General features: G+C 63.0%; 12 protein-coding genes and 1 tRNA gene. 5 read left to right on the top strand and 8 right to left on the bottom strand.

From position 1 onward, the window contains the following. Window positions 1–280 precede the first annotated feature (280 nt). Together ACREB7_RS19520 and ACREB7_RS19515 are read right to left on the bottom strand one after the other, a co-directional pair. The gene (locus tag ACREB7_RS19520) at window positions 281–970 is read right to left on the bottom strand and encodes a DUF6538 domain-containing protein (RefSeq protein WP_431593930.1); all 690 of its coding nucleotides are present in this window, start codon (window positions 968–970) and stop codon (window positions 281–283) included. 174 nt (window positions 971–1,144) lie between these two features. Next, a tRNA-Ser gene (locus ACREB7_RS19515) sits at window positions 1,145–1,237 on the bottom strand. A gap of 249 nt (window positions 1,238–1,486) precedes the next feature. Between ACREB7_RS19515 and ACREB7_RS19510 the strand changes: the two genes are divergently transcribed. Next, window positions 1,487–2,248, top strand: a complete 762-nt coding sequence (locus ACREB7_RS19510; RefSeq protein ID WP_431593929.1) for a DUF1134 domain-containing protein — start codon at window positions 1,487–1,489, stop codon at window positions 2,246–2,248. 67 nt (window positions 2,249–2,315) lie between these two features. Here ACREB7_RS19510 and ACREB7_RS19505 read toward each other — a convergent pair whose 3' ends face one another. Genes ACREB7_RS19505 through petA form a run of 4 tightly spaced genes read right to left on the bottom strand, consistent with a single transcriptional unit; the run spans window position 2,316 to window position 5,586 of the window. After that, the gene (locus ACREB7_RS19505; RefSeq protein WP_431593928.1) at window positions 2,316–2,870 is read right to left on the bottom strand and encodes an adenine phosphoribosyltransferase; all 555 of its coding nucleotides are present in this window, start codon (window positions 2,868–2,870) and stop codon (window positions 2,316–2,318) included. A 23-nt stretch (window positions 2,871–2,893) separates the two neighbouring features. Further along, on the bottom strand, window positions 2,894–3,703 hold the full coding sequence (locus tag ACREB7_RS19500) for a cytochrome c1 (protein WP_431593927.1): 810 nt from the start codon (window positions 3,701–3,703) through the stop codon (window positions 2,894–2,896). 31 nt (window positions 3,704–3,734) lie between these two features. Then, entirely contained in the window at window positions 3,735–5,015 is a 1,281-nt protein-coding gene (locus tag ACREB7_RS19495; protein WP_431593926.1) for a cytochrome b, read from the bottom strand. A gap of 13 nt (window positions 5,016–5,028) precedes the next feature. Further along, window positions 5,029–5,586 carry a ubiquinol-cytochrome c reductase iron-sulfur subunit gene (gene petA, locus ACREB7_RS19490; RefSeq protein WP_431593925.1) on the bottom strand — a complete coding sequence of 186 codons (558 nt, stop codon included), beginning with the start codon at window positions 5,584–5,586 and terminating at the stop codon, window positions 5,029–5,031. A gap of 222 nt (window positions 5,587–5,808) precedes the next feature. Between petA and ACREB7_RS19485 the strand changes: the two genes are divergently transcribed. Next, on the top strand, window positions 5,809–6,267 hold the full coding sequence (locus tag ACREB7_RS19485; RefSeq protein WP_431593924.1) for a tRNA (cytidine(34)-2'-O)-methyltransferase: 459 nt from the start codon (window positions 5,809–5,811) through the stop codon (window positions 6,265–6,267). Further along, complete coding sequence (hemF, locus tag ACREB7_RS19480) at window positions 6,264–7,124, top strand: oxygen-dependent coproporphyrinogen oxidase (RefSeq protein WP_431593923.1); 861 nt, start codon at window positions 6,264–6,266, stop codon at window positions 7,122–7,124. The genes ACREB7_RS19485 and hemF overlap by 4 nt, the downstream gene beginning before the upstream one ends. 60 nt (window positions 7,125–7,184) lie before the next feature. Here the strand turns inward: hemF and ACREB7_RS19475 are convergent, their stop codons facing one another. Together ACREB7_RS19475 and ACREB7_RS19470 are read right to left on the bottom strand one after the other, a co-directional pair. Continuing rightward, window positions 7,185–8,060, bottom strand: coding sequence for a hypothetical protein (locus ACREB7_RS19475; protein WP_431593922.1), 876 nt, complete (start codon window positions 8,058–8,060; stop codon window positions 7,185–7,187). 128 nt (window positions 8,061–8,188) lie between these two features. Beyond that, window positions 8,189–9,007 carry a hypothetical protein gene (locus ACREB7_RS19470; RefSeq protein ID WP_431593921.1) on the bottom strand — a complete coding sequence of 273 codons (819 nt, stop codon included), beginning with the start codon at window positions 9,005–9,007 and terminating at the stop codon, window positions 8,189–8,191. A 128-nt stretch (window positions 9,008–9,135) separates the two neighbouring features. On the opposite strand from ACREB7_RS19470, the gene lipB reads away from it, so the two are divergent. Together lipB and ACREB7_RS19460 are read left to right on the top strand one after the other, a co-directional pair. Further along, complete coding sequence (gene lipB, locus ACREB7_RS19465; RefSeq protein ID WP_431593920.1) at window positions 9,136–9,789, top strand: lipoyl(octanoyl) transferase LipB; 654 nt, start codon at window positions 9,136–9,138, stop codon at window positions 9,787–9,789. Window positions 9,790–9,798: 9 nt separating this feature from the next. After that, complete coding sequence (locus tag ACREB7_RS19460; protein WP_431593919.1) at window positions 9,799–10,143, top strand: hypothetical protein; 345 nt, start codon at window positions 9,799–9,801, stop codon at window positions 10,141–10,143. The last annotated feature ends 17 nt before the right edge of the window (window positions 10,144–10,160 follow it).

Here is a 10,160-nt window from a genome sequence, read left to right as displayed (position 1 = left end):
CTACGGGCTCCGCTGCGCAGGCCATTGCTTACACCGCGCTCATGCGCAACAAAGCTGCTGGGCTCTAATCCCCGCTGGTGGAAACCAGGGGGTCACGTCAACCGCCACAATGATATCGTGGCGGAACAGCTTTGCGTTCAATTGTTCTGCGTAACGCGCTCGCATGCTAGGCAGCAGCCGCTCTTGTTTAGCCGACAGCGCTTCGACGTACCGACGTTTCGCCAGATCCTGCTCATGCGACAGTCTGAACTTCTCGCTCCCGAGCAAATTCAAGCTCAGTCTATCCAGCGTCGTGACGAGCGCCCCAAGCGCGCCGCTTGGACGACGAATAGGTATCGATTGCTTCACCCAACGTGGGACCAACAACCTTATTTTCCTGCGCAGCGACCAAAGGTGGCGAAGAGAACAGCGGGTCCACCGATGCATAATCGGCAATCCGATCCGCAAGCCGGAACTGATACAATCGCTCCCGCTCGATGAGAGCTCGAGCGACGCCGTCAAGAAGATCCTCGCGAGAAATCGTTGCAAGATCATTCAAGCGGAGCCTGGATTGCTTCAACGCTTCCTGTGCAGTTAACTGCACATGGTAGTCGAACTCACCAATGGCGCGCTGCGTCTGAACCGCAGCGGCGACTTCCGTCGAGCAGAAGAGTTGCTCATTCCGATCCCTATCGGAACCGCGCCCGATACTGCTCGCTTCGATATCCCGTTTCATCTCCTCGAACAGGCTGCTAACCAAATTTCGAATCTGCTCTTTTGACAACTTGCTAGATTTTACCATCTCAAACACCTCGAACACACGCGCTGCACAAACTGCAGCCAAGATCCGGGCTCGAGATGATTGATTTGTGCGAAGCGACCGACGCACTTCCGTCAACCCGACCAGCGACCGAATGTCGTCGGGCACCCGCACACGCAGATGATAGATGCCCGAACGACGCTGAAGGTGCTGGACACGGGTTCCGGTCACGCCGGCGCATCCAAGTTTCGACCCCACCAAATTTGGGTCGGCTCGGTCGATATTGTTCCCTCGACCGGACGGGCGCCTTTAGAGGCTGTTATGTACCGCCTTATGGAGCGATTCGGGGCGGTCCGACAAGCGGGAATATGTATGCTGTTGTTTTTCCAGGCAAAGCTGGAAAGGTGGCGGAGACGGAGGGATTCGAACCCTCGGTACCGGATTTACCAGTACGACGGTTTAGCAAACCGTTGGTTTCAGCCACTCACCCACGTCTCCGCATGGTCTGTCGCGCTAACGACAGGCTGGCTCAGGCGGGCGCTATAGCCAGCCGCTTCGCGCGCCGCAATCGCAAACATTGCCCTTTTTTGACGCGCGACGATCACTCCGTCGCCGAAATCGATTCGGTCCGACGCAAAATCGACTCAGGTCATCGCCGGTTCATTGCCCGCGCGCCATTTGGAGTCATGGTAAATGCCGGTTCGCGGCGCGATTTCGTGTCGTCGGCCTCAGATTCTGGGGGAATATATGCGTCAGTCCTTTTCCAAGCTTGCGACGATGGCGATCGCGTCGATCGGCCTCGCCCTGTCGCCGCTGCCCGCGGCGGCCCAGATGACCGAGATCGACCCGAACACCGCGATCGATGCCGATCTCAACAATCCGGCGCCCCCGCCGCCGCCGGCCAGCACGACGAGCGGCGAGACCTCGTACGACAGCGATCTTGCCACCGGCGACCAGGTCACCGCCCCCGACACCGCGACGACGACCGCCGCCGACCCCAATGGCGCGACGACGGCCGCACCGGGCAGCACCTACAAGAAAGACGACCTGATCGGCGCCGCCGAGGGTGTGTTCGGCAAGGGCGCCCAGGGCCTCGCCAGCCTGATCGAGGACATCCTCAAGAAACAGGGCGAGCCCAATGCCTATATCGTCGGCCGCGAGGCCGGCGGCGCGCTGGTGCTCGGCGTGCGCTACGGCTCAGGCACGCTGTTCCACAAGATCGAGGGCGAAATGCCGGCCTATTGGACCGGCCCGTCGATCGGCTTCGACGCGGGCGCCAATGCCGGCAACACCTTTGTCCTCGTCTATAACCTCTTCGACAGCAACGACCTCTACAAGCGCTATCCGGCGGGCGAAGGCGCCGCTTATCTGATCGGCGGCTTCAACGCCTCGTACCTGCGCCGCGGCGATGTGGTGCTGATCCCGATCCGCGTCGGTGTCGGGGCGCGACTGGGTGCCAATGTCGGCTATATGAAGTTCCGCAAGAAGCAGAACTGGGTCCCCTTCTAAAAGCGCCCTTCCCCCTTGGACGCTTCGACGCCCGCGCAGGAACCGCGCGGGCGTTTTGCGTTGGGGATCAATCGCCGTCGAAGGCGATCAGCGTCTCGCACGCCAGCCCGGCTGCCGCCAGCCGCGCCGACCCGCCGAGATCAGGCAGGTCGATGACGAACAGCGCCGCCGCGACCTCCGCCCCCACACTCCGCATCAGGTCGGCGGTGGCGAGGATCGTGCCGCCGGTCGCGAGCAGGTCGTCGACCAGCACCACCCGATGCCCCGGCAGCACTGCACCTTCGTGGAGTTCAAGGCGGTCGACGCCATATTCGAGCTCGTAATCGACCCCGATGGTGACGCCCGGCAGCTTGCCCGCCTTGCGCACCGGCACCAGGCCAAGCCCCATCGCGGTCGCCATCGCGGCGCCGAACAGGAAACCCCGCGCCTCGACCGCGACGATCAGGTCGGGCGCATGGCTTGCCGCGCGAACGGAAAGACGCCGCACGGCTTCCGAAAAGCCGACGGCGTCACCGATCAATGTCGTGATATCGCGAAACTGGATGCCCGGCTTGGGAAAGTCCGGGATCGTGCGGACCAACGACGCCAGGTCGAGGTCGGGATGCGGCGGGAGGGCGATCATGGCGGTCGCCCTCCCGGCTTGTCTCAATGCTTCTTGTCGGCCCAGATGTTGCGGTACGACAGGAAAGCGAGGACGCTGAACATCGCGAGGAACAGCACCGACGCCCAGCCGACCTGCACGCGCTTCACCAGCTTGGGTTCGGCGGTCCAGACGAGGAAGGCGGTGACGTCCGCCGCCATCGACTTCACGTCGTTCGGCGAACCGTCGGCAAAGGTCACCTGACCCTTGGTCAGCGGCGGCGCCATCGCGAGGTTGAGGTTCGCGAAATAGGGGTTGAAGTGCAGCCCGGTACCCGGCTTGAGTTCGGCCGGCAGGTTGGCGGGCGGGTTCTGGAACCCGGTCAGCAGCGAATAGACATAGTCCTTGCCGCCTTCGCGCGCCTTGGTGATCAGCGACAGGTCGGGCGGCAGCGCATTGTTGTTCGCCGCGCGCGCCGCAGTTTCGTTCGGATAGGGCGACGGGAAATAATCCGACGGCAGGCCGTCGCGCGTCGCCGGCTCACCCGTGTCGGGGTTGATCGACGGCACCTGGAAACCCTTGGCAAAGGTCTTCACCTGGCCTTCGCTGTAGCCGAGCGCTTCGATATCGCGGAACGCGACGAGGTGCAGGCTGTGGCAGGCCGAGCAGACCTCCTTATACACCTGCATGCCGCGCTGCAGCTGCTGCTTGTCCCAATGCGGCATCAGGCCGTCACTGGACAGCGCGAGATGACGCGGCTCCTCGTGGAACTTGTGGGCGACATTCTCTTCATTGCTGAGCGGTGTCGTGAGAATCGCGAACACCAGCGCGGTAATGAAACCGAGACCGACGAGAAATCCGAGCGGACGAACCATGGCTGAATCAGCTCCTATTAAAGTCCGGCGCTCAGGCCGTGGCCGCCGACGACGTGTCGGCATGCTTGGCGAGAACCGCCTCGGTGATCGAATTGGGCATCGGCAGCGGACGTTCGATGCGCGACACGATTGGCAGGATCACCAGGAAGTGGGCGAAATAATAGATCGCACCCAGCTGGCTGAGGATCACATAGGGCTGCTCGGCGGGCTGCATGCCGCAGAAACCGAGCACCAGCACGTCGACGACGAGGACCCAGAAGAAGATGCGATACATCGGGCGATAGGTCGACGATTTCACCGGCGAGCTGTCGAGCCAGGGCAGGAAGAACAGCACGGCGATCGATGCGAACATCGCGATCACGCCCCACAACTTCGCGTCGATCCACAGGAAGTTGAAGGTGAAGGCCTTCAAAATCGCATAGAAGGGCAGGAAGTACCATTCGGGAACGATATGCGCCGGGGTCGAAAGCGAGTTCGCCGGGATATAGTTGTCGGCATGGCCCAGCATGTTCGGGCTGAAGAAGGTCAGCGCGGCAAAGATGAGCAGGAAGATTCCGAGCCCGAAGCCGTCCTTCGCGGTGTAATAGGGGTGGAACGGGACGGTATCCTGTTCGTCCTTCACCTCGATGCCGGTGGGGTTCGACGAACCCGGGATGTGCAGCGCCCAGATGTGGAGGATGATGACCCCCGCGATCACGAACGGCAGCAGATAGTGCAGCGAGAAGAAGCGGTTGAGCGTGGCGTTATCGGGCACGAAGCCGCCGAGCAGCCATTCGCGGATCGGTTCGCCGACGAGCGGGATCGCCGAGAAGAATCCGGTGATCACCTGCGCGCCCCAGAAGCTCATCTGGCCCCACGGCAGCACATAGCCCATGAAACCGGTCGCCATCATCAACAGGAAGATCACGACGCCGAGCAGCCACACCATTTCGCGCGGCGCCTTGTACGATCCATAGAAAAGACCGCGGAAGATGTGGAGATAGACGACGACGAAGAACATGCTCGCGCCGTTCATATGCGCATAGCGGATGAACCAGCCGGCGTTCACGTCGCGCATGATATGCTCGACCGAATTGAAGGCGACCCCCGCATTGGCGGCATAATGCATCGCCAGGACGATACCGGTCACGATCTGGATCGCCAGCGCGGCGCCGGCGAGGACGCCGAAGTTCCAGAAATAGTTGAGGTTGCGCGGCACCGGATAGCCCGCGCCGATCGCGTTATAAACGAGACGCGGCAACGGCAGCTTCTCGTCCAGCCACTTCATCAACGGCTGCTGCGGTTCGTAGTTCTTGGCCCAGGGAAAGCTCATAATATCTCGCTCCTCAGCCGATCGTCACGACGGTGTCGCTGGTGAATTCATAAGGCGGCACAACCAGATTCTTCGGCGCCGGGCCTTTGCGGATGCGGGCTGCGGTGTCGTAGTGCGACCCGTGGCAGGGGCAGAAATAGCCGCCGAAATCGCCGCGATTCTCGCCCTCGGCCGCGCCGAGCGGCACGCAACCCAGATGGGTGCAAACGCCGAGCGTGATCAGCCAGTTTTCCTTGCCGGGCTTGGTGCGTTCGTCGATCGTCTGCGGATCGCGCAGGTCGCCGAGCGGCACCGCCTTCGCTTCGGCGATTTCCTTGGCGACGAGGTTGCGCACGAACACCGGCTGCTTGCGCCAGCTGGTCTTGATCGCCTGCCCCGGCTGGATCGCCGAAATGTCGATTTCGGTCGTCGACAGCGCGAGCACGTCGGCCGACGGGTTCATCTGGTTGATGAGCGGCAGCACCACGGCAACCGCGCCGACGCCGGCGAAGCTGACCGCCGCGATGTTGATGAAGTCGCGGCGTCGAACCCCGTCTTCGATTCCGGCGGTATGTTCGGTTTCACTGGCCATTCGATTGCCCTTGCATGGCTGAACTGACATTTTCCCCGGGCTGAGGGCCACCCATTTTGCGCACGCACGAAATGCCGCGCCCCGGCGGCCCCTCCGGGAATTGCGGGCCTGATAGCGGCACAGTTCGGGCTTGCCAACAGGCAATTTCCCCTTTGCGAACCGGTCGCAAGCGCCGCTGCCGAAGCCCTCGATTTGCACGGCCATGCGGCTTATGGAGCAGGCATGGAAATCGCCCTGTTTCAGCCCGATATCGCGGGCAATGTCGGCACCACCCTGCGCACCGCCGCCTGTTTCGGCGTGCCGGCGCATATCATCGAGCCGTGCGGTTTTCCCTTCTCCGACGGCGCGCTCAAGCGCGCGGGCATGGATTATGCGGTGCGCGCCAATGTCCGGCGCCATCCCAGCTGGGATGCGTTCCGCATATGGTCGCAAATCGGCGGCCAGCGTCTCGTCCTGCTGACCACAGGAGGCGCGACGCCGCTGCCGCAGTTTGATTTCGATCAAAGCGACGTCCTGCTGTTCGGGTCAGAGAGCGCGGGCGTTCCCCATCATGTTCACGATGCCGTCACCGCCCGCGTCGCGATTCCGATGCAAAGCGGCTTTCGCTCCTTGAATGTCGCGGTCGCGGCTGGCATCGCGCTCGCCGAAGCGCTCCGGCAGACGAAAGGCTTTCCCGCATGATTTCGCTCGACCCCCAGCAACAGATCGCCCGCGACTGGTTCGAATCGCTGCGCGACCGAATCTGCGCCGAGTTTGAAGCGATCGAGGCCGAAGCGGGCAGCGAGGCGCGCTTTGATTATACGCCGTGGGACCGCGAGGCCGAGGGACTCGATGCCGGCGAAGGCGGCGGCGGGGTGCGCGGCGTGATGACCGGCCAGGTGTTCGAAAAGGTCGGGGTCAATGTCTCGACCGTCGGCGGCCAGTTCGCCCCCGACTTCGCCGCATCGATCCATGGCGCGTCCGAAGATCCGAACTTCTTTGCCACCGGGATCAGCCTGGTGGCGCATATGGCGAACCCGCATGTCCCAGCCGTGCATATGAACACGCGCTTCCTCGTCACCACGCGGCGCTGGTTCGGCGGCGGCGCCGACCTCAACCCGCCGATCGAATATGCCGAGGACACCGACGCCTTTCACGCGCGGCTGCGCGCCGCTTGCGCGCCGTTCGGCCCCGAGGTCTATGAACGCTACGCCAAATGGGCCGAGGATTATTTCTATATCCCGCATCGCGGCGTCCATCGCGGGGTCGGCGGCATTTTTTACGACCATCTCGAATGCGGCGACGATGCCGAGTTCGACCGCAACTTCCAGCTGACCCGGGCGGTCGGCGAAGCGTTCCTCGACATTTTCCCGCAGATCGTGCGGCGGCGCATGGGGCTGCCCTTCACCGACGCCGAGCGCGAGGCGCAGCTGATCTGGCGCGGCCGCTATGCCGAGTTCAACCTCGTCTATGATCGCGGCACCCTGTTCGGGCTCAAGACCGGCGGCAATATCGACGCGATCCTGATGAGCCTGCCGCCGCTCGCCAAATGGAGCTGAGCTGAAACAGAAAGGGCACCCCGTTGCCGGAGCGCCCCTCTGTCGTCGTTTCAAGCCCGATCAGGCGAACACGTCACCCGACGCGCGCGGTGCGAGCGCCCGATAGACGCCGACCGGCATCGAGAAGGACACCATCAGGATCGGCAGATAGACGACCGCTGCGGTGATGATCATCGAAATGATCGCCGCCACGATCGATCCGCTGCTGGCGATACCGCCGAGGATCGCGCCGAAGACCAACCCGGCGACAAAGGCATAAACGACGATCAGGATCGTGAAGAGCAGGTAAAAGCCCACGATCGTCCATTGCGACGCCTGCGTCAGTTTCCACGATTCGCTGAGTCCGGTGATCGGGTTGCGGGTCAGGCGATCCGCCATCACCGGCCCGGCGACGATGAAACGCCCCTGCACCCACAGCATGAACACGAGCAGGCCGATATAGAGGATGGCGCCAATTGCCATCGCTCCGCCACCGACAGCGCCCGATTCCATCGCGCCGGGTGAGAAACCGCTCATTCCGCCCAAGGCGGCGCCGAAAATCAGACCGAAGATCAATATGACGATGAAAATGACGATATAGGCGGCGATGAACACGACGAACATGCCAAAGGCGAACGCCGGCCCGGCCTGCAGCGCCCAGCCGAAGTTGGGAGCTTCCCCCGGATACATGCCGCCGCGCCATATCAGCATACAGGCGGCATAGAGGATGACGGCGGCGATCAACGCGAACAGGCCGATCTTGCCAAAGGCGCCCATCATAATCGAGGGGTCATTGGGCGCCATCGCCAGGGCCGAGAAGGTCGATCCCAAAAACAGATAGCCGAGCAATCCGACCAGCAGCAAGGCGCCGCCCACCCATATCAGCATCTGCATCCAATTGGCCTTCAGAAACGCGAACGTCTCCGAAAAGGCCGCACCGATACTCATCTTGACCATGATTTTCCCCCTTTGTTGAACCTGTTCCTTATTCCTTTTTGTGCGTCCCAATGCTTCTGCTTACCGGACTATCCTGCCCTTTGCGACCATTTCCTGTGCTTGCGGAACGTCGGGCATTCCCTGCGGGATCAGGAAAAAACGTCATTCGCGCTGCGGATCGCCAATTGGCGGTATGCCGCTGCGACGATCGCAACCCCGACAAGCCCGCCGATCGCCGCACCGCCGCCTTCGACCAGCCCGGTCAGCAGGCGGCCGATCCCCTCGCCCGTCCCCACTGCGGCCCCCACGACCAGACCGAATAGTCCGAAGATGATCGCGATCACGATCGTGACGAGCAACAGGAACAGCGCGACGCGCCAGCCATTGTCCTTGGTCAGCTTCCAGCTTTCGCCGATCGCGACGACGGGATTGAAGATCGAGCGATCGGCGATCGCGGCCGAGATCAGGGCCAGCCGGCCCCACAGATAAATCGCGATACCCAGAAACAGGAACAGGCCGATCACCACCAACAAAATGCCCACCGCGCCGCCGCCGGCGGCCACGCCGGGCATCACGCAGAGCATCGCGATCAGGACCAGCCCGACGGTCAGGATGATCTGAACCGCCAGCATCGTCGGGATCATCTTGAGCGCGAAAACCAGCGCTTCGCCAACGCTGATACCCGTCCGCGACAACCAGAGCCGCAGGACGCCGACACCCCCGATGGCGCCGACCATGCTGACCAGCAATTCATAGGGAGCAATCTGGCGCATGCTGGCGCTGAGAACCGCCATGACCTGATCGAAAGTCGCACCGGGAGCGGGCTCGATCGGCACCGGTCCGAACCAGCTCAACGCCAGCCTTGGGAGGAAGAAAAAGACCGCCACGATCGCACCCGTCAGCACGCTGTGCGACTTCAGCAAAACCATGCTGTCGTCCCACGCCGCGCCCATATCGAATTTCGGCATTTACTTCCTGCCTCTGCTCATTTGATGGCATCGGAGACTGACGCTCTTGGCCGCCGATGTCCAGCCTTGTTAACGATTTAGCGCCCGCCCCTTGCACTCGCTCGCGCATGGGGGCAGGAGGCGGCGCAATGAGCCGCCTGCCGCCACCCGAATGGACCGTTTCGCCCGGCCTGACCGACTATCCCGGCGCGCTCGCCGACATGGAGGCGCGCGCCGCCGCGATCTTCGCGGGCGAAGCAAGCGAACGCATCTGGCTGCTCGAGCATCCGCCGCTCTACACCGCCGGGACCAGTTCGGATCCCGCCGAGCTGCTCGACCCGCGTTTTCCCGTCTATGACGCCGGACGCGGCGGGCGGTACACCTATCATGGTCCAGGGCAGCGCGTGGGATATGTCCAGCTCAACCTCTCGAAACGCGGGCGCGACGTGCGCGCTTATGTTTCGGCGCTCGAGGGCTGGGTGATCGACGCGCTCGCCAAATTCGGCGTCGCGGCGCGCCGCGCCGAGGGGCGCATCGGCATCTGGACCGACGATCCGAACGGCCGCGAAGCCAAGATCGGCGCGATCGGGGTGCGCGTGAAACGCTGGGTGACGCTGCACGGCGTGTCGCTCAATGTCGCGCCCGACCTGTCGCATTTCGGTGGCATCGTCCCGTGCGGCATAGCCGAATTTCCGGTCACCAGCCTGGCCGCGCTCGGCAGGTCGGCGGGCTTTGCCGAGGTCGATGCGGCGCTCGCCAACGCGTTGCCCGCCTTTCTCGACAAAATTTCGGCGAACGATTAGGACGGACGCATGACCCGCAACCTTCTCCCCTCGCTGCTGCTCCTCGCCCTCGCCGCCTGCGGCAGCGAACCGGCCGGCAAGACCACGACCAAGCTCGAAGCCGTCGAGGTCGAACCCGGCACGATCAGCGATTCGATGATCATCCTTGATGATGCGAGCGGCGACGGCACGGCGGTCGACAACAGCGTGCCCGACGACGGCACGGCAAAGCCGGCTGCAAAGACCGAGGAAGCCGCCGACGAGGCGGCCGACGAAACCGACAGCGCAGACGAAAAGGCCGAAGCGATCTCGGTGCCGGTCGGCAAGAAGACCGAAACTTCGACTCCAACGGCGAAGAAGGCCGGCGGCGAATAAACACCGTAGCCCTGAGC

The organism is Sphingopyxis sp. (genome assembly GCF_050725615.1).
In the GTDB taxonomy this organism is placed as follows: domain Bacteria; phylum Pseudomonadota; class Alphaproteobacteria; order Sphingomonadales; family Sphingomonadaceae; genus Sphingopyxis.
Note: the sequence above shows the minus strand (reverse complement) of the source record. Positions and strands in the feature narration are given on the sequence as shown.